This is a genomic window from Shouchella oshimensis (assembly GCF_002019765.1).
In the GTDB taxonomy this organism is placed as follows: Bacteria; Bacillota; Bacilli; order Bacillales; family Bacillaceae_D; genus Shouchella; species Shouchella oshimensis.
In genome coordinates this window covers 553,900-577,531 of the sequence record NZ_KV917380.1, presented here as the reverse complement: position 1 = coordinate 577,531, position 23,632 = coordinate 553,900, and the positions used below count along the sequence as shown (strand labels likewise).

Annotated in this window: 26 protein-coding genes; 9 read left to right on the top strand and 17 right to left on the bottom strand. The window is 40.4% G+C overall.

The window, feature by feature from the left end; all coding sequences use genetic code 11:
• Positions 1-17: 17 nt before the first annotated feature.
• The 3 genes from BK583_RS20575 to BK583_RS02765 are packed head-to-tail and all read right to left on the bottom strand — an operon-like array spanning position 18 to position 887.
• Positions 18-194, bottom strand: coding sequence for a hypothetical protein (locus BK583_RS20575; protein ID WP_160319299.1), 177 nt, complete (start codon positions 192-194; stop codon positions 18-20).
• A 31-nt stretch (positions 195-225) separates the two neighbouring features.
• The gene (locus BK583_RS02770; protein WP_055736710.1) at positions 226-693 is read right to left on the bottom strand and encodes a DUF6773 family protein; all 468 of its coding nucleotides are present in this window, start codon (positions 691-693) and stop codon (positions 226-228) included.
• The gene (locus BK583_RS02765) at positions 690-887 is read right to left on the bottom strand and encodes a helix-turn-helix transcriptional regulator (RefSeq protein ID WP_055736709.1); all 198 of its coding nucleotides are present in this window, start codon (positions 885-887) and stop codon (positions 690-692) included. The genes BK583_RS02770 and BK583_RS02765 overlap by 4 nt, the downstream gene beginning before the upstream one ends.
• Positions 888-1,128: 241 nt before the next feature.
• Here BK583_RS02765 and BK583_RS02760 point away from each other — a divergent pair, with 241 nt between their 5' ends.
• Both BK583_RS02760 and BK583_RS02755 read left to right on the top strand, forming a co-directional pair.
• Positions 1,129-1,746: a rhomboid family intramembrane serine protease gene (locus BK583_RS02760; protein WP_055736708.1), complete on the top strand. Its 618-nt coding sequence runs from the start codon at positions 1,129-1,131 to the stop codon at positions 1,744-1,746.
• A 439-nt stretch (positions 1,747-2,185) separates the two neighbouring features.
• Entirely contained in the window at positions 2,186-3,406 is a 1,221-nt protein-coding gene (locus BK583_RS02755; protein ID WP_245804411.1) for an IS110 family RNA-guided transposase, read from the top strand.
• Positions 3,407-3,843: 437 nt separating this feature from the next.
• Here the strand turns inward: BK583_RS02755 and BK583_RS02745 are convergent, their stop codons facing one another.
• From BK583_RS02745 to BK583_RS02725, 5 genes are all read right to left on the bottom strand, one after another.
• Positions 3,844-4,713, bottom strand: a complete 870-nt coding sequence (locus BK583_RS02745; protein WP_055735325.1) for a class II fructose-bisphosphate aldolase — start codon at positions 4,711-4,713, stop codon at positions 3,844-3,846.
• Positions 4,713-5,168, bottom strand: coding sequence for a PTS sugar transporter subunit IIA (locus BK583_RS02740; RefSeq protein WP_055735326.1), 456 nt, complete (start codon positions 5,166-5,168; stop codon positions 4,713-4,715). Before BK583_RS02740 ends, BK583_RS02745 begins: the two co-directional genes overlap by 1 nt.
• Positions 5,169-5,189: 21 nt before the next feature.
• Positions 5,190-6,611: a PTS fructose transporter subunit IIC gene (locus BK583_RS02735; protein WP_055735327.1), complete on the bottom strand. Its 1,422-nt coding sequence runs from the start codon at positions 6,609-6,611 to the stop codon at positions 5,190-5,192.
• A complete protein-coding gene (gene pfkB / locus BK583_RS02730; RefSeq protein WP_055735328.1) occupies positions 6,608-7,531 on the bottom strand; it encodes a 1-phosphofructokinase in 924 nt (307 codons plus the stop codon). The genes BK583_RS02735 and pfkB overlap by 4 nt, the downstream gene beginning before the upstream one ends.
• 148 nt (positions 7,532-7,679) lie before the next feature.
• Positions 7,680-8,474 carry a MurR/RpiR family transcriptional regulator gene (locus BK583_RS02725; RefSeq protein WP_055735329.1) on the bottom strand — a complete coding sequence of 265 codons (795 nt, stop codon included), beginning with the start codon at positions 8,472-8,474 and terminating at the stop codon, positions 7,680-7,682.
• 364 nt (positions 8,475-8,838) lie between these two features.
• Here BK583_RS02725 and BK583_RS02720 point away from each other — a divergent pair, with 364 nt between their 5' ends.
• A complete protein-coding gene (locus BK583_RS02720) occupies positions 8,839-9,381 on the top strand; it encodes a hypothetical protein (RefSeq protein ID WP_055735330.1) in 543 nt (180 codons plus the stop codon).
• Between the two features lie 97 nt (positions 9,382-9,478).
• On the opposite strand, the gene BK583_RS02715 is transcribed toward BK583_RS02720, so the two are convergent.
• Positions 9,479-11,854 carry a family 16 glycosylhydrolase gene (locus BK583_RS02715; RefSeq protein WP_078440010.1) on the bottom strand — a complete coding sequence of 792 codons (2,376 nt, stop codon included), beginning with the start codon at positions 11,852-11,854 and terminating at the stop codon, positions 9,479-9,481.
• 272 nt (positions 11,855-12,126) lie between these two features.
• Between BK583_RS02715 and BK583_RS02710 the strand changes: the two genes are divergently transcribed.
• Complete coding sequence (locus BK583_RS02710) at positions 12,127-12,678, top strand: hypothetical protein (protein ID WP_055735331.1); 552 nt, start codon at positions 12,127-12,129, stop codon at positions 12,676-12,678.
• Between the two features lie 224 nt (positions 12,679-12,902).
• Here BK583_RS02710 and BK583_RS02705 read toward each other — a convergent pair whose 3' ends face one another.
• Together BK583_RS02705 and BK583_RS02700 are read right to left on the bottom strand one after the other, a co-directional pair.
• The gene (locus BK583_RS02705) at positions 12,903-13,304 is read right to left on the bottom strand and encodes a DUF1694 domain-containing protein (protein ID WP_055735332.1); all 402 of its coding nucleotides are present in this window, start codon (positions 13,302-13,304) and stop codon (positions 12,903-12,905) included.
• A gap of 51 nt (positions 13,305-13,355) precedes the next feature.
• A complete protein-coding gene (locus BK583_RS02700) occupies positions 13,356-13,874 on the bottom strand; it encodes a DoxX family protein (protein WP_055735333.1) in 519 nt (172 codons plus the stop codon).
• Positions 13,875-14,152: 278 nt separating this feature from the next.
• Here BK583_RS02700 and BK583_RS02695 point away from each other — a divergent pair, with 278 nt between their 5' ends.
• Together BK583_RS02695 and BK583_RS02690 are read left to right on the top strand one after the other, a co-directional pair.
• Entirely contained in the window at positions 14,153-14,746 is a 594-nt protein-coding gene (locus BK583_RS02695) for a hypothetical protein (protein WP_035393619.1), read from the top strand.
• A gap of 234 nt (positions 14,747-14,980) precedes the next feature.
• Positions 14,981-16,123, top strand: a complete 1,143-nt coding sequence (locus BK583_RS02690) for a hypothetical protein (protein ID WP_055735334.1) — start codon at positions 14,981-14,983, stop codon at positions 16,121-16,123.
• A 77-nt stretch (positions 16,124-16,200) separates the two neighbouring features.
• Here BK583_RS02690 and BK583_RS02685 read toward each other — a convergent pair whose 3' ends face one another.
• A complete protein-coding gene (locus BK583_RS02685) occupies positions 16,201-17,349 on the bottom strand; it encodes a flagellin N-terminal helical domain-containing protein (protein ID WP_055735335.1) in 1,149 nt (382 codons plus the stop codon).
• A 258-nt stretch (positions 17,350-17,607) separates the two neighbouring features.
• Between BK583_RS02685 and BK583_RS02680 the strand changes: the two genes are divergently transcribed.
• Positions 17,608-18,156: a DUF4879 domain-containing protein gene (locus tag BK583_RS02680; protein WP_055735336.1), complete on the top strand. Its 549-nt coding sequence runs from the start codon at positions 17,608-17,610 to the stop codon at positions 18,154-18,156.
• A gap of 107 nt (positions 18,157-18,263) precedes the next feature.
• Here the strand turns inward: BK583_RS02680 and BK583_RS02675 are convergent, their stop codons facing one another.
• The 5 genes from BK583_RS02675 to BK583_RS02655 all read right to left on the bottom strand — a co-directional run bounded on the left by BK583_RS02675 (position 18,264) and on the right by BK583_RS02655 (position 22,025).
• Complete coding sequence (locus BK583_RS02675) at positions 18,264-18,449, bottom strand: hypothetical protein (RefSeq protein ID WP_055735337.1); 186 nt, start codon at positions 18,447-18,449, stop codon at positions 18,264-18,266.
• Positions 18,450-18,491: 42 nt separating this feature from the next.
• Positions 18,492-18,911: a hypothetical protein gene (locus BK583_RS02670; RefSeq protein ID WP_055735338.1), complete on the bottom strand. Its 420-nt coding sequence runs from the start codon at positions 18,909-18,911 to the stop codon at positions 18,492-18,494.
• A gap of 56 nt (positions 18,912-18,967) precedes the next feature.
• Positions 18,968-19,567 carry a peptidoglycan-binding domain-containing protein gene (locus tag BK583_RS02665; protein WP_055735339.1) on the bottom strand — a complete coding sequence of 200 codons (600 nt, stop codon included), beginning with the start codon at positions 19,565-19,567 and terminating at the stop codon, positions 18,968-18,970.
• Positions 19,568-19,672: 105 nt separating this feature from the next.
• A complete protein-coding gene (locus BK583_RS02660) occupies positions 19,673-20,389 on the bottom strand; it encodes an IucA/IucC family C-terminal-domain containing protein (protein ID WP_055735340.1) in 717 nt (238 codons plus the stop codon).
• A gap of 109 nt (positions 20,390-20,498) precedes the next feature.
• Complete coding sequence (locus BK583_RS02655) at positions 20,499-22,025, bottom strand: helix-turn-helix domain-containing protein (protein ID WP_055735341.1); 1,527 nt, start codon at positions 22,023-22,025, stop codon at positions 20,499-20,501.
• Between the two features lie 136 nt (positions 22,026-22,161).
• On the opposite strand from BK583_RS02655, the gene BK583_RS02650 reads away from it, so the two are divergent.
• Together BK583_RS02650 and BK583_RS02645 are read left to right on the top strand one after the other, a co-directional pair.
• Positions 22,162-23,082, top strand: a complete 921-nt coding sequence (locus BK583_RS02650) for an ABC transporter substrate-binding protein (RefSeq protein ID WP_055735342.1) — start codon at positions 22,162-22,164, stop codon at positions 23,080-23,082.
• The gene (locus BK583_RS02645; protein ID WP_055735343.1) at positions 23,079-23,618 is read left to right on the top strand and encodes a hypothetical protein; all 540 of its coding nucleotides are present in this window, start codon (positions 23,079-23,081) and stop codon (positions 23,616-23,618) included. Before BK583_RS02650 ends, BK583_RS02645 begins: the two co-directional genes overlap by 4 nt.
• Positions 23,619-23,632 lie beyond the last annotated feature (14 nt).

Sequence of the window (23,632 nt, the reverse complement as noted above, 5' to 3'; positions counted from 1 at the left end):
CTGAAACGAAAAAGCCCTTAAATGGGCTTTTTCTTTGTTAATGGAAAGAGTTTATCCACAACATACATAAGTAGTGTATATAACACAGAGAACGCCAACATATGAAATACAGTTAATGCGAGGTCACTATATAGAACTTTAAAGACCCCTAATTGCAAAATAAATGTTATTAAGAAGTAAAGAATATACTTCATTATGAGTTCCTCCTTTTTATATTAAAGTTGATTATTCATCATCCATTAGGTCTTTATTTTTCTTGTAAGACCTTACTAAAGACAAGAAAGTAAGTAAGTACATTAGGAAGGATACTAGTAAGAACTGTGCTACCATACTTAACCAATCGGTAGAATTTGTTGGTAGATTAATGAAAATAGAGGACAATACAGTGAAAATCCCACCGAATATCAATGATTGTACTAACGCCGTCTTTCTTTCTTTCTTAAATTCCTTTTTGCTAGACAAATTTGTGTATTCAATTCCTGAAAAGGAATATCTTACTGTAATATAAATCGAACCAACACCAATAAGGGCAAGTGTAGATATAGTCATGTCTAGCTGAGTGAAACGACTTAAAGCTAATAACACAATACTCGATAAGAATAACAAAACAAAGCTTTCTGCCATGTAGTAGATGATTTTTTGTTCTTTATACTCATCACTAGGTAACAAGAAACGAATCCACGTTTTAATCAACTTTCCACCTCCCAAAACAAATCATCCAAAGTCTTATTCAAGACTTGGGCAATATCTAAACAAAGCTTTAAAGATGGATTATATTGCCCTTTTTCGATTAAACCAATAGTTTGCCTTGTAACATTAGTTAAATCTGCTAGTTCGCTTTGGGTTAGGGATTTTTCGAGTCGTGCAAGCTTAACCTTATTTATCAATAAAAAATCACCCTTTCCAATTACTAGTTAATTGTAACATATACATTGCATAATGCAAACTATATATTACATATATTCATTATGTAAGAAAGTGTACTTTAATTGTACGTATTACAGGACTTTAAATCTTCCCCCTTAGCTGTCCTATTAACTATGGGGGGATTTTGGAAGTGTTTAAGGAATAATACATAATGCTGATAAGCTAGATTAATTTGCAGAAAAATATAAAGGGGTGAATTTTATGTTTAATTTTGAAAAGAACTTAAAGCAGTTTGTGAGTAGTTATCCAATAACAGTGATCTATATATGCTTGTGTGTCTTATTTTCTCTAATAGTTCTGTTTTTTCTAAATGGTTATAGGGAGCATTCATTATTGCTTATGGGGGCATTGAATGGGAACACGCTCGAAAATGGTGAATTTTGGAGATTCATCACTTACTCAATTGGGCATATGAGTCTTTTTCATCTGATTGTTAATATACCGTTTTTAATGATTCTATCAAGACCATTAGAAAAATATTTTGGTAGTTTTCTATATCTAATAATCCTTGTTTTTTTATCCTTGTTGACCGGCATTACCATTGAGATGTTTCACTCTAGAGATTTTCCTTTAGCAGGGTCTTCAGGAATTGGCTATGGTTTAATAGGAATTTATATGTATTATATTATTTTTAATCAAAACAAATTGAATCAAGACGACAGAAGGTTCATGACAATCTTTAGTGTAATTGGTTTACTTTCAACTTTTACGATTCCAAATATCTCTATTGTAGGACATTTTAGTGCTTTCACTTTTGGTTTGTTAATGGGGTTTATAACAGATTTAATGATTAAGGATAGGAAGAGAATTACTCATTAGATAGTAGATAAAAGAAAAATCTACAGATTAAGAGCAGATGTACTCAGCATTTTTCATTTGTTTTTTAATAAGGCTCATTTACATACCCTTGGTTTTGCCCCTGCACCAGAATAAGAGCTTAGCTATCATTTAGCATACGGTAAATAGTAGCTCTTGAAGAGCAAGAAGAGAAACAAACACAAAAAACATACTAAGATTAGTGGGTAAGATCATCGACGGATGAATCTTACCCACTATTTTTCGTTTAGGCGTATAGTGAGAGGTGAAAGAAAGCTCGACCTAAGCCTCAAGGATCTAGAATCCGTATTAAAAACCGAGCTTCTTCACTTTCATTACTGAATCAGGTTTAAGTATGTTGGGGCCATTGAGCTCGTGTAGAGGAAATTAGAATCGGAATGATTAAGTGAAGACCTTTCAATGCTAAATGAAAAGAGGAACAATGATGGAGTTTGTAGTCGCTTTAGATGTATCAATGGGGAAAAGTTACTCGGTCATTTATCAAGACCAAAGATGTTTGTACGAAGAAGAAATTGCTCATAATCAACTAGGATTTCAACAGCTATTCGATCACATTCAGACCCTTCCAGGTAGTGTGACCGTTGTCTTTGAAGCCACAGGGATTTATTCCAAACCAGTGGAGACGTTTTGCCAAAGGAATGCTTTACGTTACTGTATTCTTAATCCGTTAGAGGCTAAAAAACAGCTTGAGCTAGGGACACTCAGAAGCTGGAAAACCGACAAACACGATGCCCACTTATTAGCTCAGTCTCATTCCCTTCACAGAAGAGAGGAAACTCAAACGCAATCCATCATCTATCAACATCTGCGTGACCTCTCGCGTTTTTATCAAGAGATTGAAGAGGAAATTAAACGGATGCGTATGTATCTACACAATGCACTCCAGCTTAGTTTCCCAGAGCTTGAACAATTTTTCTCGAGTCGAATTACACCTTACGCTTTAAGTCTGATTGCGCTCTTTCCTCATCCCGATCTTGTTTTAAGGTCGAGTATCACAAAAATTAAAAATCAGCTCATCAATCATACGTTAAAAAACATTTCACAGAATCGCGCAAAACAGAAAGCAGTCGAGATCATGAGCTACGCTCACTCTTCTTACCCAGCCGTCTCTATAGAGAGTGTTCAAACTCAAAAGGTACGATACTATGCGCGTCAGCTTCTTCATCTTTTAGAAGAAAAAGAACGCGTATCTAAAGAACTGATCGAGGAAGCCAAAAACCTTCCTGAGTTTGATTTATTTCTTAGCGTACCTGGTATTGGAGAAATTAGTGCAGCTCTTGTGATGGGGGAACTTGGTGATCTGTCCCGCTTCTCAAATCACAAAAAAGTGAACGCCTTCGTGGGAATTGATATCCGCAGATATCAATCTGGCAAATATCATGGACAAGACCATATTAATAAACGTGGAAATCCCAAAGGGAGAAAGATTTTATATCTCATCATTCGGAACATGATCCGCCAGCAGAAAGCAGCTCCTAATCATATTGTCGAGTATTATTACAAATTAAAAAAGCAACCTACCCCCAAGAAGGACAAGGTTGCCGTTGTCGCTTGTATGAACAAGTTCATAAAGTGTATGTATTCCATGGCTAGGAATCATACAGAGTACGATTACTCGCACGCGGTCTCAATGGACCAATAACTGTAGTATACCATAGGAACCTTATTTAAAAATAGACAGGGATAAGGTTTATTTCCTATGCCTAGATTTAAAAATAACATCATCAGAATTATTATAAAAACCCTATTGACTAAACGTAGGAAAGAGGCTGGGACAAAAGTAGATAGACAGACCAAAACGACGAACATTCCTGAAAATAGGAACGTTCATCGTTTGTTTTATATGAAAATGAACGGAAGGAGAATCCGAAGACTCCTGGGGGATCAGCACGTGTCTGAAGACTCTGGAGTGGCGGTTTTCCACGGAGGAGGTTGAGGCCGTGTCCCCGGAAAGCGAAGGATTCTCCTGTAGCGGTGCTACTCAGCATAGTTTAGACTATTCGTCTTTTCAAATACTACTTTTAGTTATGTCCCAGCCTCTTCCACACCACAAACAAATTCTGTTAGAGGCTGTTTACCTTATACGAATGCTGGTACGACGGTATTCTCACTTCCGACCATGCGGATTTTTGATTTCGCCATCTCGATTGCAGCTTCTTTTGCTTTTTGTAAGTAAGCTCTAGGATCTAAGCTTTCTGGTGCATCTTCAAAGTGCTGACGGATGGCTTCTGAATAAGCGTTCTTTAATTCAGTCGAAACATTCACTTTGGCCATTCCGAGTTCGACACATCGGCGTACATCTTCCTCTGGTACGGCTGATCCCCCATGTAGTACGAGTGGAACATCGACGATTGAAGCAATTTGTTCAATTCGTTCAAAATCAATTTCTGGTTTCCCTTTGTATATGCCATGAGCTGTTCCAATAGCTGGTGCTAGAGTAGGTACTCCTGTTTGTTCAACGAATCGTTTACACTCTTCAGGAATGGCTTTCTGCGCATCTTCTTCAGCCACAACGATGTCATCTTCTACACCACCGACTTTGCCGAGTTCTGCTTCAATGTTAACACCTAGTGTTTTTGCCAACGCGATGACTTCTTTAGTACGAGCGACATTCTCGTCAAATGGATGCATCGACGCATCAATCATTACAGAGGTATAACCGGCGCGAATGGCTTCTTTTATGACGTTATAATCTGTGCAATGATCCAGGTGCAGACCAGTTGGAACATTAAAATGCTCAGCTGCTGCTTTTACCACTCGCACAAGGTTGTCCGCTTTTAAAGATTGAACCGTTCCCACTGTTGTTTGGAGAATGACCGGTGATTTTAATGCTGCTGCCGCTTCTAACACCCAAAAGATGCTATCAAATGAATGGACGTTGAATGCGACAATGCCGTGTTTATTCGCTTTCGCTTTCTCTAGCATTGGTGTCGTTGATTGTAATCCCATTAGTTGTCATCTCCTATAATGGCTAAATTAATGTTCTCTGAAAGTTCACGTGCAGTCTGTGCCTGAAGAAAACCATCTCTTTTCTCATCGTCCATCAGGGCTGATGATAAGGCAGCCAACGCTTGCAGGTGGGTAGAGCCAGCTTCTTCTTTTGGAATAAGCAACGAAATAAAGAAAAAGGCGGGTTGATCATCAAACGAATCCCAGTCAATCCCTTGCTCCGTTCGAACAACGATGATGCCCGGTTGGGTAATGGTTTCAGCTTGCGTGTGAGGAATAGCAAATCCGTCTAGGAATCCCGTTGTGCTCTGTGCCTCTCGCTCTTTTAAACCCGCCATCACTCTTTCTGCGTCTGTTGCTATCCCATTTTGGACAGCAATCTCAGCAATTGTAGAGAAGACCTCTTCTTGTGTTTTGGCTGTTGCATGCAAATGAATTTGATTTTCCGTTATCATGTCTTTCACTCCTTTAGGTGTTTAGTCTTCGATTGGTTTCCCTCCAGCAATCTTCTTGCGGTATAAGCCAAATAGAATGCCGGCTAGAATGGAGCCAGTTAAGATAGAAAAGACCCATTTTAATGCTCCTGTTACAACTGGCAAGACGAGAAACCCGCCATGTGGTGCTGGCACTTGGACGCTAAAGTAATACGTCATAATGGCAGCGATAGACGATCCGAACATAAGGATTGGTAATACAACAATCGGGTTTTTCGCCGCAAAAGGAATAGCGCCTTCCGTAATATGAGTTGAACCTAGTATAAAGTTGACCATTCCAGCGTTACGTTCTTCTTTCGTGAAATACTTACGGTAAAACAAAACAGCAAAAGCGGTAATAAGCGGTGGTGCAATACAAGCCGCAGATACCCCTGCCATAAAGTAGAGATTTCCTTGTGATAACAACAATGTTCCTGTTACATAAGCCGCTTTGTTTACCGGTCCACCCATGTCAAATGCACACATGGCGCCTACAATTAATCCTAATAACAGCGGGCTCGAAGTCTGGACGGAAGACAAGAAGGTCATCATTCCTTCATTTATGGATGCGATCGGTGTCATAAGCGGGAACATCACTGCTCCGATTAGGAAAATACCGAGTACTGGAAATAAGAAGATCATTTTCAATCCGTCTAAAGATTTAGGAAATTTCTTCATGACGAATTGTAAAAGAACAATGAGATAACCAGCGGCAAAACCAGCTATAATACCACCAAGAAAGCCAGCGCCAGTTTCAACCGCCAATAGTCCTCCTATAAAACCAACAACCATACCTGAGCGTTTTCCAATCGATTCAGCAATGAACGCAGCCAGGATCGGAACCATTAAGCTAAAACTAAGTCCGCCTAAATTGTTTAAAAAGCCAGCAAAGGCATTATAGGTTTCATGGTCTGGATCGGCCGAATAAATCCCAAATAAGAAAGATAAGGCAATCAGTACCCCACCACCTACGACAAACGGAAGCATGTGAGATACGCCATTCATTAATGACTTATAGATAGAGCGCCCAATAGAGCCGCCTTTTTTAGTTGTAGGCTTTTCTGTTCCTTCTTGATTTGTGTAGCCACTTTTTGCTTTATAGATGGGAGCTTCACCAGTAAGAATTTGTTGAATCAGCGCCTCTGCTCCACGTAACGCTTTAGCCACTGGAACATCAACAACAGGTTTTCCATGAAACCGATCGGCGTTCACATCCTTGTCAGCGGCTACAATAACGCCTTTTGCTTCTTGTATGTCCTGCTCAGTTAAAGCGTTCTCAATTCCAGCCTGACCGTGGGTCTCAACTTTGATTTTAATGTCTACATCCATTTTCTCGGCCGCTTTTTTTAGTGCTGCCGCTGCCATAAATGTATGCGCAATGCCCGTTGGACAACCTGTAACGGCAATGATTTTAACTTGACTCATACGTATTCCCTCCTAGTTACTTCAACTTGATTCAAGAGTTGCGGAACATCCTGCAGATCACTTAATCCCTTAGAAAATGCCGTTGATGCCCCTGTAGCTGTAGCCCTCATTAAGGCTTCCTCTAGAGGGGTTCCATTCTTATACAGTCCTATAAATGTTCCAAGTAGCGCGTCGCCTGCACATGCTGTATTAAGCACGTCCCCTTTAGGAGAAGCGGCAAGGATACATGTATCATCATTTATAAAAATGCTACCCTTCTCTCCACGAGAAATGAGAATGTTTCTGGCGCCTTGAGTGAGTAATTCTTTTCCGTAATGGATACACTCTTCTTCGGTTAATTCGTGCTCAAGACCAAAGAAGTCAGCGAGCTCTTCTTCGTTCGGTTTAAGAAGGTAAGGCTTGTGGTGTAAAATATCCTGGAGCGAGCGGATACTTGTATCTAAAACAAAGTCAATTCCGTTTGTTTCACAGATCTTTGCCATCTCTGCTAAAATTGATTCGCTTACATTTCTAGGTAGGCTACCTGAGACAATGAATGTATCGCCTGCATGAAATTGCGCTACTTTATCAAGCAATTCCTGTTGTTTTTCATCTGTTACTGAAGGCCCTTGATTTACTAGCTTGTACTCTTTATCTGCATTCATAAACACGTTGACTCGCGTAATGCCATCCACTTGAACAAAATCGGTCATTACATCCATTTCATGTAAGGATTGCTCAATAAAGCGTCCAGTAAATCCAGCAACAAATCCCATCGCTACACTATCGATCTTATACTTTTTTAATATAATCGATACATTGACGCCTTTTCCATTTGGCTGGTAGTCTTCATCAACCGTTCGATTCACTCGTCCTGGCTTCAGCGTATCTAGCTCTACGTAAAGATCGATTGCGGCGTTCATCGTGCACGTATAAATCATTTGTCTCACCAACTTTTCTTGGTTTTCTTTCTTGTCCTTATTATGGCACGAGCTATTTTGTAAATGTTTTCAACTTATGAAAACAAGTAGCGCATAACAAAAACCACGCTTCCCTTTAATAGATGGAGAGGCGTGGTTATTATGTGTTTTACTTATGGACAGCATCTTCCCTACGTATCACATAGGCATCTAGTAATACTCTAGCAATAACGTTAAGAGACAGCCTGGAACGGACTTCATATTCAGGTATTGGGGAACCCTCACTCTTATAGCCAAGTAAGGTCATATCGGACAACTTGTTTAACGAAGAATTGACTTTTGTTGTTAACGTAATGGTTGTGACTTGTAAGATTCTTAAGTTTTGACAAGCCTCAACAAGTTCTTCCGTTTCTCCATTCAAAGAAACGAAAATGACTAAATCGGTTTGATGGTTCATCTTCCGAGATTTAATTCGTATGATGTTAGGATCATCATGCATTTCACATGTCTTGCCTAATACTTGTAGCTTTACCATCATTTCCTGTGCAATCATTTGAGAAAATCCTCTAGCGAAGATATAAATTTTTTCAGCATTAAACATTTTCTGGACAACGTCTTCAATTTGTCCAATGCTTTGCAATTGTATCGTTCGACGGACTTCTTCTTCATTTTTCTGTAACGCTTTTTTTATGGAATGATCAATACCACTCAAGTTCCCCTCTGTATCAACCATTTTCTTATCTTGTTCCAATCTATATTTGAAAGGAGTATATCCCCGGTAGCCCATTTTTTTCATTAAACGGACAATGGTTGCTGTTGAAACTGTTGCACGCTCACTTAATGTAACAATCGACATGGTTGCAATCTCATCTAGATGATCATGTATGTACGTTAACAAATAACGTTCCGTTGAGCTCAAGCGCTCAAACGTTTCAGGAGCGATGTTAAATAGTGCTTTATCCATAGTAGACCCCACTCTAAACATTTTTTCAGTAACTCTTTTTTAGTTTACCCAACACTGTTTAAAGAGTAAACGGAACGTAGCCAAAAAGAACGACATGCACAGAACTTATGTGGGTTTTTTGCCCTTACTTATAGCGTTTGAAGGCAAAGGGGAAAGCAAAGTACGGATACTCGATTTCTCTTTTACAAAATGAAAAGAACCTATCTAGTAGATGAAAGGTTCTCAGTGTCGAAAATCTTATCTAAATCAAAACTCCTCCTTTTGATTTTCACCACTTCATTCGCCTCTTAGTAAGGTCTATTCATGTACGCTCGGTTTGATAATTGATAAAGTAAAGGTGGAGATAGAATCAGGAGGTATTACAATGAGATATTTTTCTATTCCTTTCATTCTTTTATTTCTGTTCTCGTGTAATCAAGCAGGCGATACTGCTCCTCTTCGCATTGAAGAGACAGAACAAGCCACCTATCAAGTCTGGAAAGAAGCTACTGAACTGGGTTACTATAAAACAGGCCCAATCGAACTCTCTTTGAACGAGGTACGAGTGATAGATGCCGAATGGCACATTTCTTTTATTGTTGACGGTCTAGACTCCGCTGAAGGTTCATACATCTATGTTGACTATGAGGTGTTTGCTGAAGAAGTTGATGAGGAACTCATCTTCGATACAGATCATTTCACATTAGAAGTGAATGGTGAAGAGATTTTAGAAGAAGTTGACTTACATATTAGCAACGGTATTGAATGGCAAATCATCACTGAGAGTCCGCTTGAAAAACGTATGTACTTTCCATTAAAAACCGTTCAAGCTGCCGATGTTAAACAAGTGACCTTCATGGTTAAAGCACCGTTTGATGCGAATGGAAATCCGATTGATAAACCGATTCGAGTGGACGATGTGTTCTAATAGACAATAGGAGACGTGAATCGTATTTCGTCTTGTAGACCACTTGTTTATCTTTAATAAAGAAAAACCACTGCGCCGCAGCGGTTTTCCTTTATTCTTATTTCACTTCTTCTACTTCTACTAAGCGGACATTGTCCAATTCCATTCCATAAGGAACTGCTAGTTGTGCATCTCCGGCTCGTCGTCCAAAGCCAAACATAAGACTGTAATCCCCATTTTCGTCTACTTCAATGATCGCTTCATGGGTTTCCATTTCCATTCCAATGGAGTGTCGCTTTATCCCTGATTGACTGCCGACTAATTCGGTATTTAGAAAGCGTGGGGTATCGGAACGCATATCAAAGGCTAGTTTGTACACACCTTCTGACACTTCTAGATTTTGAAACAGTTGAATGTGCCACCATTCCCAACCGACCTGCTGAACCGTTGCTCGCAAGGTTTCTTGTTCAATGGCGAAATCGGCTAAACCCGCCCAGCCTTCATACCAGCCTTGGTTGTGGATATTCCACGTATCTGACAATTGGTCAGGCGTACCAAGCTCTGTTGTTTCTGTAAAGGCACCATCTCGCACTAGGTTTTCTCCTATTTCAACCCATTCCCGATCGTCTGGTTCTCCTGGCTGAGGATAGTTCGCGCCTACTTCTTCATACACGCGAACATAATCTACAACGACTTCACCCGGAAATTCAGTAGTTGCGTCTGGTTCACCACCGTACCAGCCACCAACAGCTAAATTTAAAATAAGAAAGAATTCTTGATCAAACGGTGCTGGATACTCGCCGTTATCAGAATGCCATTCGGTTAATCGTGTATACAAATTTCCGTTTACATACCAGCGAAGCTCTCCTGGCTCCCACTCTACGCTATACACGTTGAAATCCGTTGTGGATTGACCCTCTGGAAAACGATAAGCTCCCCCTGAATATTGATTGTTTGGCCACTGACCTCCGTAATGAATCGCTGCGCCAACTTCATCGGTTTCAGAGCCGCGATTTTCCATAATATCAATTTCCCCTGATAACGCCCATCCTCCGTAAATATCTTCTTCAGGCATCATCCAAAAAGCAGGCCAGTACCCTTGACCTTCTGGCAACTTCATTCTTGCTTCAAACTTTCCGTATGCTTGACTGAATAAGCCATTCGTTTGAACTTTACCTGACGTGAAGTCATACGTACCGTGCTCATCTGTAACGGTTTCTTCTTCGGCACGAAGGACAAGGTGTCCATCTCTGATTTCCACATTTTCTTCTTGATAGGATTGTGATTCGTTATTCCCCCATCCCGGGAAGTACTCTCCTCCTGAATAAAACCCGTTACCTGTATCGATGTTCCACTTGGAGCGATCTAATTCCGTGCCTTCAAATTCATCATTCCAGACGAGTTCCCATTCTCGGTCTGGTTCGTTATCGCCAATCCCACCAATTCTATTTATGGATACATTATCTATCGTAATCGTGTGAGGACGGTTTTCTGTATGGTTTTCACCATTTCGAACATTCCCCAATAAAAACATAAGCTGTAGGTCGCTTTGCTGAAACAATGAAAATTCAATTCGTTTCGTATCGGTGTCGGTTGTGACATCAAAGGCATGTTTCGGATTGTTGGAAAGCCCATTAAGCTCAATTTCAATCGGTCGTTCCATTGTGGATGACACATCAAAACTCAATTCATAGACGTTTCCTCCAGCAAGAGAAATTCCTTCTTGAAACAATTGATTTGACCAGCTAATCGGAATGTTCCAATCAGGGTGCATACCAGCGATTTGGTGAATGTGCATGTTCCCTGCTCCATTCTCAACCGAAAATGTTGACTGCCCGCCTTCACCATCCCACGTATCCCAATGCGCTGTTCCCTCGGAAAAATCGCCATTCCGTACAAGATTCTCGCCTGTGCTAGGGGATTCATCGCTTTTTTGTTCAAGCGTATACGGCAACTGTAGATTCGAAGCGAGCTCTGGTGCATTTACTTTGATCTCTGCATCGCCATTCCCAAATCTCATCGACACTTCAACCTGAATCTTACCGTTTTCAAATGCTTTGTAAGCATCTCCCTCCACATGAACCAATTCTCTTGTAAATTGTTCATAAGAGCCTTCCTCTAAAACCCCATCTGTCGCTATTAAATCCGTTTCCTCTACTCGGTCCCACTGCCCATCTCCATCAAAGTCATAGGAAACACGTGCATCGATCCCGATACCGACTGCTGTCCCATTTAAGAATAAATCTGCAACAGCTGTACCGTTTCCATCATACGATCCACTTATCTGTTCGATTAAATAGACATTCCCCTCCCCAGCTGCACGGATCGTATCTGCTTTTAACCCAGTCCCTTGAACACTCGACAATGAGCGCTCCCCGTCTTGTTCTACTAAATAGAGTGTATTAAATAAAGTTGAAGCTTCCGTATTGTTACTCGTTGTTGTAGGAATGAACAATAAAGCCACCATAAAGAATAAGAACCACTTTCGTTTCATACTTATGCCTCCTTTATTCAATTTTTATAAAAGCGCTTACATAAACATCCCCACTTAACGAAAGCGCTTTCGTTAACCGTATCCTACTTCTATGAATCTTTCAATTGGGAAAATAGCAAAGTAGACATTTACTTAAAAAAACTCGCCACTAGAGTAACGGTGGCGAGGTGTTTACATCCATTTACGTATATCATCACTATTTTATCTTACTATAATACTAAAACAGGTGATATGATGACAGAGGATGTTATAGTTCATGGAGGATTAGACGTATGAAAAAGCTTTTTGTTCTTATTTTGACTTCTCTATTTATTGGATGTTCTTTCAATTCAGAGCCAGCACGCTCAACTGAAGAGCATGCCGAGTTAGTATTAGAGAACTTTCTAGAAGAACTGGAGATGGATGTAATTAGCTTACATGCTATACAAGATGTACAGAGGCAAATTGGTTATGTAGAACAGTTTCAAAAACTTGAACACGTTCAGACAAGCTCCGAAATGAAAGATTTAGTAAGCTTCACTGAAGAAAACTATCTATTTGAAGCATCAGAAAACCCAGACCTGACTTTTGAAGATTATTTAGATGACATGGAAAATGTAGCCACAAAGAAAAATCTAGAAGTTGTAGAAAGAAATAGCAGTAAAATTGTAATTGACCAAGGGTATAGAATGTATGACGTGTTGTTTCGCTATGAGTTAGTTTCAAAAAATGACAACAACCAACGATACAATGGTAATGCTCTTTTTACGGTCCGAGTTATTTATGAGCACAAGTCTCACCGCTTTTATACCGCGATAGTTAAAGATGTTGAGTTTGAATCATAAAAGAGTTACTGCATTCCTAACGTTCAATAATCACTAAAAGTTAGTTATAATTCTTATCTCGAGCTGCTTCTGTAGTTATATTAGGTTTTAGAATATTTCATTTTTAACTTAGATGTTTTTCTCTGAACTTTCTGTTTGTTCATCATTAATTGAATTCGAACAGCCAGTGAATAGTATTAGTGCACTGATTAATAGAATGAATCTTAAAATAGAAATCAATCCTATTAACTAGCTTCTAAAACGTCCTCTGCATCGAAATGAAAATGATGATCTTCTATAAACGGATTGCTCACATTAGACGGCACAGATACTGTTGCTAGAACTAACCCGAAAGGTGAGGCTCTTTTACTATGAACAACGGTGAAGGATACACCTAATTTTATTGCGGTCTGAACATAGTAGGCATACTGGTTGTAAGGCTTAGAGCCATTAATCCAGAGACGTAAATCGTTGTCCTTTTCCATTTCTTCAAGCAATACTTTGTAGATCTTTCCGCTGTTTAATTGTTCTGTTGTTATCGCGATAACAACACGTTCATAAATGGCATTTAAGAAAAGTCTCTTTTCATCAATAAGCAGTTGGGGCTTTCCATAAATCTGTTGAAGAATATGCTCATATACATTCATTCATGTTCCCCCTTACATAGTAGGTTCTAATAGATATGGTGCCGCTACCGACTATGCTGGTTTCTCTATCGTTTTTAACGGTCGTTTTTTATTCTTTACCTTTTCTTCAATAGCTGGTGTAAAACGATCGACGCCCAAACGCCCAGCGTTACGCTTGCTTACTAATAACGGAATGGTCATCAGAAGCATAAGTGGATTCGTTGATACAGTTCCAGCCAGCAAGAAAGATGTATTCATGACCCCTCCGAAAAATCCAGCCGTTTTCGTGAAAAGACCAATGATCAAAGCGATTCCGACGAACACCTCACCCCACATAACCATAAAACTAAACAAGTCTGCATTGGGGATTGCTACGTTTTCAAGAAAAGCTACGTACAACGGGTAGGCTACTTCTTCCGTACCCCCTTTTAAAACCGGATTGGCTGCGGCTGCTTGTAAAAATCCACCTGCGTTAAATTCTCCTCCCATCACTTTTCCAATACCTGAGCTAAACCACATCCACCCTAAAGCTATACGTAAAACCGTTAGTGCTACTTGAGCTAATTTAGATGATTGCAAGAACTGTAACATGGTTTTTCCTCCTTTGTGAATGTTTTCACATTCTCTTTACACTCTTAGTATACACGCTTTCATAGATTTGTGAATAACTTCACAAACTAATTCACATAGTGTTCACACTTAAGAAAAATCCTTACGGTTCCCTCTCTTGAAAATTTTTCTCCCTCCCATTTCATAAACGAATTTATATACCCTTTCATAAAAAGAAATGAAATTTTCCGGTTTGCAAAAGTCCGTTTAGGGTAAGAAAAAATGGATATTACCTATTCAATAGGAGGAGTTGAACAAGATTGGTGAAGAGATTTTTTTTAAGCAGCTTAATCGTCATTGTTTTAGCGGCTTGTTCAGAAAATGAAGAAGGAACGACTAATGACGCTAACACAGAAAATGATGACCAAACGGCTGAACAAGTGGAATCCGGGGAAGCGTCTACTTCTTCAAATGAAGAGTTTATCGGATTAGGTGAAGCTAGGTTAGGCGATACATATGAGGAGTTTGTTGAAGCTTTTGGAGAAGACACATCTGACACAGAGGGAATCGGTTTTTTTCAAAACGAATCCATCTGGATAAATTATAATGATACCCTAACCTATACCGTTGTGCTTCATTTTGAAGGAACTGACCAAGTTGATCGTAGCAAAGAGGAAGTAGACGACTTAATTCAAGCTGTCCTTCCTGAAGACTCTCAGTTTGAGCGAGAAGAAATGGATGAAGAAGAAGAGTTATTTATGTTGCACTATACAAGTGACCAGCTTGAAGCGACGTTTCATACAATGACTGGTCACTTAAGTGATCGCACTGATTACCGAGAAGTCCGTGCGGATTTAGTCCCTTCTGAAGAAAATGAGAATAGATTTAGCGGCATTGTGTTCTCTTCTAACTAGAACCGTTTAAAGTCGTGTATGCATAGTAAGAAGCATCACGCTACTTACCTCTATAATTAATTAAGCCCATTCACACTAAGTGAATAGGCTTATTTTTGCGTTTTAAAAGGTGCAACAACGTAAATAAAGCGTTTAATTCCTATAAAAGTGGGAAAAGATTTACTGTCTTTACTATTTGCAAAATGTTAAAACTTTAGACAATCACCTATGAATTCAACGAAAAGGAGACGAACAATGAGAAAAAGTTTAGTTTACGGGGCAATGGTCAGTCTTACTAGCGTTACACTCTTAAGCGCATGTGGGGGTAACGAAGAAGATGGTAATGGAAATGAGCCAACTGATGAAAACGAGAATGCAGAGGTTGAAGCTGAGGGATACAGCCATTTCGATGAAATTTCTATTGAAGGTCATGTTGCTGACACAGTGTTTTACATAAGTGAAAACGGTGATACGTTATTATGGGGAGAGAAGCCTGGCCAATTAACAAATATTGAAAGTTCAAAGGTTTGGATGAATGGTGAAACGAAAGAAGCGGATATCCCAGAACGTGAACATCCTATTCAACCAATGCTTTCTGAAAGTGGAATGATTGTTTATTCCCACTCTGACAGTGACCGACCAATTGAAGAGCGAAATTGGGTAGCGGAACTGAACCCTTCTAGTGAAGAAGTAACCGAATTTTATATGGACAACGACTGGGATCAATATGTTGTTACAATGGGGTCGAATTATTCAGAAGATCCTCGACGCGTCATTAGTAGCCGCAATCATTATGACGATGAGGTGGTACATATGTATCTCTGGGATATGGATTCAAATGAAGTCAAAGAGATTGACTTGACGGAAACCGTTGCAAATGAAGTTGATCTTGAGGAACTAAGTGCATACCCCCATGGAGCCATTACAAGCGATGGAACAGAAATGTATGCGGTTCTAGCTGACGTAGGGATCTTACATTATAACTTAGAAGATGATACGTCTGAATTCATTCATTCAGCAGAGGTTGGATTCTTCGCGAACAATGAAAAATCACAAACATCGATTCTCACCTCCGATGACCGTTATATTCTCTATGCCATGCTGGAGGACAGACGCATGACTCATTTTGCTTACAGTATTGAATCAGGTGAATCGATTGAACTTGGCGAGGGCATTGCGACGTACCCATTAACAGATGGAACCATTATGATGTTTACCTACGATGACGAATTTATTCATTTCAATTTAGACACGGATACCACAACAACGGCACATACCCCAGAGCTAGGTGAAGATGACCGCATTGATAGTTTTACTGTAAGCAGCGACGGAACAACACTGGCATATGCCGTACGTGACGAGAATAACGAAACCGTCATTCAATTAGTTCGAAACTAACTGACGCTCTTGCTTATGTGCTAGTTGCACAAGCACATACAAAAAAGACCCCTTCCATAAGAAGGGGCTCTTCATGATTATCCAAGTAACTGAAGTACTTGTTGTGGAGCTTGGTTTGCTTGAGCAAGCATCGATTGAGACGCTTGAGCAAGAATGTTTTGCTTCGTGAATTCCATGATTTCTTTCGCCATGTCTACGTCACGGATACGAGACTCAGCAGCAGTTAGGTTTTCAGAAGTGTTTTCTAAGTTAGAAATTGTGTGCTCTAGACGATTTTGCCAAGCACCTAATTGTGCACGGTTTTGTGATACAGTGTTGATTGCATCGTTAATCGTGTCAATTGCAGTAGTAGCTGCTTCACGTGTTGTAACGTCAATTCCCGCTCTAGCTTCAGAAGCTTCAGTAGTAACTGCTGAAGTAAGACTTCCAGCGGCTGCTTCTACAGGAGGGATTTGAGTGTTATCTTCAGCTGTTGGAGCGGCAAATGTTAACGTATCTCCGGTGCTAGATGTAAATTCACCTGAAAAACTATCAAGATCAACTGCCTCTCCAGCAGCATTTCTTACGTTTGTTACTTCACCTTGTGCATTTGTAGTAATAGTAAAGCTTGCATCATCACCATCAGTCGCAGTAAATGTAGCTCCAGTATATCTAGCTGAGACATCTGCACCAGCTTCTGCATCTTCTCCTCCACTAACTAATAACGTAGCAGCATCAAATTGACCAATAGTAATGTTTAACTTTTCAGAACTACCGTCTGCCCCAATGTGAAGACTGAATGAGCCAGTACCATTTCCATCAGTACCGCCACCATTAAATATAGATTGACCGTTAAACGTTGTATCTTTGTTAATACGTGTTAATTCGTTCGCCAATTCATCCATTTCTTTTTGAATCGCTTCACGGTCGTTACTTCCGTCATTTGTATCGTTTGCTGATTGTGTAGCAAGTTCACGCATACGTTGAAGGATTGAGTGTGTTTCGTTTAAAGCACCTTCAGCTGTTTGAATTAGAGAAATACCATCTTGCGCGTTACGGCTCGCTTGGTCTAAACCACGAACTTGTGCGCGCATTTTTTCAGAGATTGCTAGACCTGCTGCGTCATCGCCTGCACGGTTAATACGAAGACCTGAAGATAATTTTTCTTGTGCTTTTGCTGCCATTCCTTGGTTTACGCCAAGTTGACGGTGAGCGTTCATTGCGCTCAAATTGTTGTTGATAATCATTGTTCAACACATCCTTATGTTTTTTTGATCTCCACATCCGTTTGGAGATTGTCTTGCGGTGTTGCTACTCTATATATCGAACGGATTTTTAAGATGTTTATAGTTTTAAGGATAATTTTCATTTTTTTAAGATGGCTTTCTTGATTAGAGCCGTCTTTGAGGTCTCACTTACTTTTTTAAATATTTTCTGAAAATACTTTAGATTAACATATTTTATCCGATATAAGTATTGTAAGACAAAATTTAGGAGGTTTTAACATGAAAAAGGTATTTAGCACATGTCTGATTCTGTTTTTTCTTTTCTTGTCTAAAGACGCTTATGCATCAAGTATTCAAGAGACACCTGTTGATTTTGAGTTGATGGAAACCCAATTACTAGAAAAGGTTAGAGAAGATTTTCCTCATGCTCAATTTGTTAAGGATTCTGAGGCTTTTGGGCCCATATCGACTTTTGGCCCCGCTCCACCGTTATCATTCCTATCTGTATATGCAGCTTATTCGGAGAAACATCCAGACTTCGAGTATTTCGACGAATTTCAGTTTAGGTCTGCAGCCGATCATGGAGGCGCGTATATGCATGTCGTCACTGCTGAAATAGGCTATGGTCATCTAAGACAAGCGACAATGGAAGGCACTCGCTTGCAAAGTATACATAGCCAGCACATTGATCTTACAGGAGACAACATTATTGATGGTTGGTTTTATTGGTGGGATGCAAGTGGCTTTGAAGAAGGACAGTTTCAGTTCCAAAATCGCTCAACGAATCACCCTTGGAATTTAATGTCTGATTTCATTTTCATTCAATAGGACGTTGAATCTTTCCCTTTGTGGTAGAAATGTATAATAAAGGGTAACAAAAAGGACTACCTTGTTTACTAAAGCACAGGTAGTCTTTTCTTCTATTCATCGTCACTTCACTGCCTCTCTTCTACTTCCCCTGTTTCTCTGTCTACTTGGTACCAGCCTACTGTATTCATCCTCTCTCCTGAAAAGACAAATACGCGCACAACAAATACATCTTCTTCGTCCTCTCGATCTTCCACACCTATTTGCACTTCTTCAAGGTCATAGTCTCCATGATCTCGAATATAGCCAAACACGATATTCGAGGCATCCTCTCTCGTGATAGCTGTGCTTTCCTCTTATTCATTTGATTCTTCATGTTGTTCTTCCTCATTGAAATCAAACGGTTCAGCTAAAGGGTAGATAGAGATCACTTTCTCTGTTTCATTGACAAGTCGAAGCTCCTCTACTTGGAAGTCAAGGGCAGCTAATTGAACGACGTGTTCAAAATCGATCCGCTCTTGTTCGGATGGCTCACTACCGTCATGTAGGTTATAGCTGACTATCGATTGATTGTCATCAATCGTTGCCTCTTGAACGTTCAGGCCTTCATATAGTCCAGAGCCATATTCCCCATTGTCGTCATCAACAGATGCCATTGCTTCAATCGTCTGGCTAAAGTCTAGCAATTCATCGTCAGCATGATTAATCTCTTTTCCTACACTGTTTCTGCTAGTAAAAATGCTTAAGTAGAGTCCACAACGTTTGCCACTTTTCAATCAAACCACGAAAAAACCCCTGACACATTGGTCAAGGGTTCTCCATTTATTGTTCTTTACGATTGTGGATCGGCTTCGACGACATCGCCATTTTTATAGACGTTGTAGAATCCGACTGTGCCGGAGCCGCCGCTATCAATTAAGTCTTGGCTTTGTGCTTTAAGGGAGTAGAAGTGGTTCCCTTCTGAATCTTCTCTTAAGACACCGTCGCTACTAAAGATGAGGTCATCGTTTTGAAGTTCCTCTTCTGCATAGTGAATCGCTGTTTCCACTGGGAATTGTGCGTCATCGTACTCTGAGAACAGCGCTACCCACGTATTGACGCCAACAATGCCGTCAGCAATCAGTCCGTGTTCGGCTTGAAAGGCTTTGACTTGATCTTCCGTGTTTGGTCCAAATACCCCGTCAACCTCGGTTTCAAATCCAGCTTGGCTGATCGTAAATTGAACAAAGTCAACTTCGTTTCCATACATACCTGTGCTACCTTGGGTAAGCGTTGGCTGGTGTTCTGGGGCGATGTTTAATACGTTTTCATACTCATTTTTTTCATCTGTTGCCTGTACCATTTGATCATCGGAGGCGGATGCGTGCTGCATGGGAAGTGGTGCTGCTACAAGCGCAACCGCCGGAACAATAGCGAACCATTTCTTATTCATCTCGATCTCCTCCTATTTTTGAACTTATAGGATGGCTACCTTCCTAGAGGCAGAACGAAACGTCTTTAGCAATGGTTACACACTTTTTTAGGTTGCTTGAATCTTCTACACAAGTTTGAGATGTGGACACGCTTCACAGTATTCCCTCTTTCCGACTTTATAATTAAAGCAGCAAGTGCGCCTTTTTGGTGCTTCCACGTCAGGGTTATGCAAGTAGAGAAAGGAGCGAATGGGATTCTTCTTACATGCAAATAGGGCACCATCTGCTTGTTGTAAAAACGTAAAATCGTCGATGATGCGTTGCTTTACAATTGGGCTTATGTCTTTCGAAAGCATTTTGCGATAATTGGAATTGATACGGACACCCACGTTTTCCCACAGTATGTTATAGGGCGCAGAAGAGACTTGTTTCATCGTCACGAGTAATGGCGTGAGATGATCTGCGAATAATTCAGACAGCAACGTTTGCCGCATGGTTGTTCGATTCTCAATTGGGATAGTTAGCCACAGCTTGTCTGCATGAGGGATAGACAACTGACGCCCGTTTTCACTTACGTACATTTGATCTGGCGGTAAGCGCAAGACAGCATCAGCGCTTGCCAAGTGATAAAGGGTAGAAGCAGCCACTATTCTGGCATAATGCTTTAGAAAAAGCGAGGCGGCAATCTTTAAATCCGATGTGCCGCAGCTTGCCATGTAACTCTCTAGAAAAGAACGACAGCCCGCTTCTTCAACTAAATAGGATAATCGTCTATATTGTTCATTCGGTTCTTCTTTGTTTATAAAAAACGTGTGGTACTCATCTAGCTGGGTCGTGTCCATTTATAGCCAACACCTTTTTATCAAGTTTATTCGACTAGTATACGGCTCACGATTAAAAAGAACATAGACATTCCAGTCTCTTTTTTGGTGTTTTCCGACCTTTATATGTTTAGCCAATGAATTGGGCAAATTTTTGCAGCATCAACTTATGTGAATACGCGTTGTAGCTCGTATACAAATGCTTTTCTGCAAAGATTTCATGTACGTGATGGTCTTTTACTGCGCGCATCGATTGCCAGACTGGATTGTTTTGTAGGCGACTTAATTGCATTCGAATCTGCTTGTTACTTGGCAGCTGGTTATGCTTTCGGTACACGGTAACGATGATACGGTCCGGTTCATACGCCGCTATCCTCTGCACACTCACTTCCTCTATATGAGCAATGCGGTCAATGCCTTCTGGGGCCCTTACGTGCAAGTCTCCGTACAGGACGGAGCCGATGTTTCGCTTTCCATAGATACACTGAGTACCGTGACCAATACCTATAATCAGTACCCGTTCGTCCCTTACATTTTCACATATCCGTTCTTTCACGTTCTCGACTTGCTCTCTATAGGCTGTTAAAAAGGCAGCTGCCTCTTTTTCTCGTCCGATGACTTTCGCAATCGTGTTCAAATGGGCACGCCAATCGTCTTGATAATTCAGGACGATGGTAGGAGCAATATGGGTTAAAAGCGCTTCTTTTTGGGTTTGAGATTCAGTGGTCATTCCTGTCCGTACAAGTAAATCTGGTTTCATCGCCAGTAATCGTTCTAAATCCGGACCTTTCTCCCCTATGGACTTGGTCTCCATTAAATGCTCTAGCGCAGGAAACGATTCATCTATAATGGCCGCATATGGTTTTACGCCAAGGGCAATTAAATGTCCCGTTACCAAATGATTCAAAGAAGCAATCCTTTGGGTTTGTTTAAACGTATGGCTATAAACAGAAGGGGCATAGCCTTCCTTTCGTTTGAATTTGCGGCTAAAATAAAACTCATCATTAAATCCAACCTGTCTCGCAATTGCGTGCACGCTTAACCGGTTCTCAAGCAACAGCTTCTTAGCTTCTTGCAATCGAACGTGGTTCACATACGCCATCGGACTCATTTTTACATGCTCCTTAAATTTCCTCGCATAGTAGTCGACTTGAAGCTCCGTTCTCTCGGCGAGTTGTTCTCGGGTCAGCTCTTGATGATAATGGGTTTCGATATAGCGCTTGCTTTGTGCGATTCGGGCTTCAATGGATTCGTTCATTTCTTGCTGTTTAACTAAAAGTGTACTCACTAATTCTTGGAAATAGCCATTTGCTCGAAGATAGCCTATATCTGATCCTTCTTTAAAATGTGTGACCATTTCATCGAGTAGGTGCTCAAAACGATAAGGCATTTCCGACTTGGTCGCCTTTGGAAAAAGACATACAGTCGGTTTGAACACATGATCCTCTTCTTTTAATGCAAGGAATTCAATATAGTAGCCGCTTGTAAGCTCCATTGTCTGATTCTGTTCAAAATGCGCAGGGATAAACCTTATGTTCCTCTCATTCGATGTTATTTCCATTAGGAAGCCATGATGACCCTGTGCTTGTCTTATCACTTGAAGGCTTTGAGCGTATGTAATTGATGTTAATTGAAGGATCATTTCCTTCCCCATCATAATCGAATCCCCTTTCACAATCATAAAAGTCGTTTTCTTTCATATTAAAACGGAAATATCCATGGACGCTTCTCTCTTGCTTTACTATCATTATAGTTGATTATGATTCTCACTATCAATTGAAAGCAGGGTATGTATGAACGATACATGGAAAAAAACAAGTCTTGTATGCATGACGCTCCTTCTCAGTGCCTGTTCAACGAGCACAGAAGAAAACATAGAGCATTCAGATAACGAAGTCATTGAACATATAAAGGGTGAATTTGTCGTAGAAGACAAGCCAGAGCGAGTGGTTGTATTAGATGTACAATTTTTAGACCAAATGATGGCTTTAGACGAGATCCCTGTCGGAACCGTTTACGCTGAAACCGATAACGGTCTGCCAGAGTATCTTGGGGAGGCGCCTAGTGATGCGACTTTGCTAGGTACCTACCTCGAACCGAATTTAGAAGCGATCATTAGCACCGATCCTGATCTCATTATTGCCACAGACACCCATGAAGACATCTATGATCAATTAGAACGAATTGCTCCTACCATCATGTTCGATCGAATGGAAGATTGGCAGACAGTGCTCCTTTCCTTTGGGACAATCTTAGATCAAACGGAAAAAGCAGAAACGGTGATAGCCGATTACACAACAAAAGTGGACGAGCTAAAAGCCGATTTGGAAGAATCGGTAGGCGATGAAATCGTTGGTCTCATTCGACCAAGGGATGATATGATACGCCTTCACACTACATCCCACCGAACAGCACAAATCTTGTATGACGATCTCGGTCTGACGCCACCAGAAATGGCTACGTTAAGTTCTGATTCCAGTACGATGATCTCCCTTGAAGTCATGCCAGATTTAGAAGCTGATCATCTCTTCTTACTGCAAGACGACACAAACCTAGACTTAACAGCGTCTTTCCAAGCATCCTCTGTCTGGCAAGGGCTAGATGCTGTAAAGAACGATCACGTTTACGAGAAAAACACCGGTCTCTGGATCGGCTACTACGGTCCAATTGCTATAAACTTGGTCGTTGATCAAATTGCAGAAGAACTGCTGTGACGACAAAAAAACAACTACCCTTTCAAAATTTATGGGTGGTTGTTTTTGTATTTAAAGAAAATGGTCATTCAGTTTTTTGTTTAGAATTGGATAATTTGCTAAAATTAGATTGTTCTTATCCGAAAGGAGGAGTCTTTATTAGAAACAAAGTCGGCCTTTTCATTACTGCCGTTTTCCTTTTTGGCACACCAATAGCCATGTATTCCTTTCACTTATTTCCTGGCGTGTTCACCTATGAGACAACTGAGACTCAACTCTTCGTACGACAAGGTGTGTTCCAACCACATTCCATTTCTTTAGACAAAGAAGATTTTACCCAGCAGGAGCTTTCTTTAATTACTCATTCGATTGACTCGTTACAAGCCAGAGGATTTATGTATTCTTCCCTATTAGCAATGAATGTCGGTTTCGTCCTATTTAGTTGGCATCGACCAAAGTGGAGAATCCTTTTTCTGGTGATCGCTTTAGCCCTCATTCCCCTTTTTTCCTTCTTGTATCTAGACCAGATCCAATCCATTAAAGACTTGTTGCCTTAAGGAAGGTTCTCGCT

Coding starts and splice junctions, on each gene's coding strand:
- BK583_RS20575 (WP_160319299.1), bottom strand. CDS start 194: ATGAAGTATATTCTTTACTTCTTAATAACATTTATTTTGCAATTAGGG.
- BK583_RS02760 (WP_055736708.1), top strand. CDS start 1,129: ATGTTTAATTTTGAAAAGAACTTAAAGCAGTTTGTGAGTAGTTATCCA.
- BK583_RS02755 (WP_245804411.1), top strand. CDS start 2,186: ATGATGGAGTTTGTAGTCGCTTTAGATGTATCAATGGGGAAAAGTTAC.
- BK583_RS02745 (WP_055735325.1), bottom strand. CDS start 4,713: ATGGGATTACAATCAACGACACCAATGCTAGAGAAAGCGAAAGCGAAT.
- BK583_RS02740 (WP_055735326.1), bottom strand. CDS start 5,168: ATGATAACGGAAAATCAAATTCATTTGCATGCAACAGCCAAAACACAA.
- BK583_RS02735 (WP_055735327.1), bottom strand. CDS start 6,611: ATGAGTCAAGTTAAAATCATTGCCGTTACAGGTTGTCCAACGGGCATT.
- pfkB (WP_055735328.1), bottom strand. CDS start 7,531: ATGATTTATACGTGCACGATGAACGCCGCAATCGATCTTTACGTAGAG.
- BK583_RS02725 (WP_055735329.1), bottom strand. CDS start 8,474: ATGGATAAAGCACTATTTAACATCGCTCCTGAAACGTTTGAGCGCTTG.
- BK583_RS02720 (WP_055735330.1), top strand. CDS start 8,839: ATGAGATATTTTTCTATTCCTTTCATTCTTTTATTTCTGTTCTCGTGT.
- BK583_RS02715 (WP_078440010.1), bottom strand. CDS start 11,854: ATGAAACGAAAGTGGTTCTTATTCTTTATGGTGGCTTTATTGTTCATT.
- BK583_RS02710 (WP_055735331.1), top strand. CDS start 12,127: ATGAAAAAGCTTTTTGTTCTTATTTTGACTTCTCTATTTATTGGATGT.
- BK583_RS02705 (WP_055735332.1), bottom strand. CDS start 13,304: ATGAATGTATATGAGCATATTCTTCAACAGATTTATGGAAAGCCCCAA.
- BK583_RS02700 (WP_055735333.1), bottom strand. CDS start 13,874: ATGTTACAGTTCTTGCAATCATCTAAATTAGCTCAAGTAGCACTAACG.
- BK583_RS02690 (WP_055735334.1), top strand. CDS start 14,981: ATGAGAAAAAGTTTAGTTTACGGGGCAATGGTCAGTCTTACTAGCGTT.
- BK583_RS02685 (WP_055735335.1), bottom strand. CDS start 17,349: ATGATTATCAACAACAATTTGAGCGCAATGAACGCTCACCGTCAACTT.
- BK583_RS02680 (WP_055735336.1), top strand. CDS start 17,608: ATGAAAAAGGTATTTAGCACATGTCTGATTCTGTTTTTTCTTTTCTTG.
- BK583_RS02665 (WP_055735339.1), bottom strand. CDS start 19,567: ATGAATAAGAAATGGTTCGCTATTGTTCCGGCGGTTGCGCTTGTAGCA.
- BK583_RS02660 (WP_055735340.1), bottom strand. CDS start 20,389: ATGGACACGACCCAGCTAGATGAGTACCACACGTTTTTTATAAACAAA.
- BK583_RS02655 (WP_055735341.1), bottom strand. CDS start 22,025: ATGATGGGGAAGGAAATGATCCTTCAATTAACATCAATTACATACGCT.
- BK583_RS02650 (WP_055735342.1), top strand. CDS start 22,162: ATGAACGATACATGGAAAAAAACAAGTCTTGTATGCATGACGCTCCTT.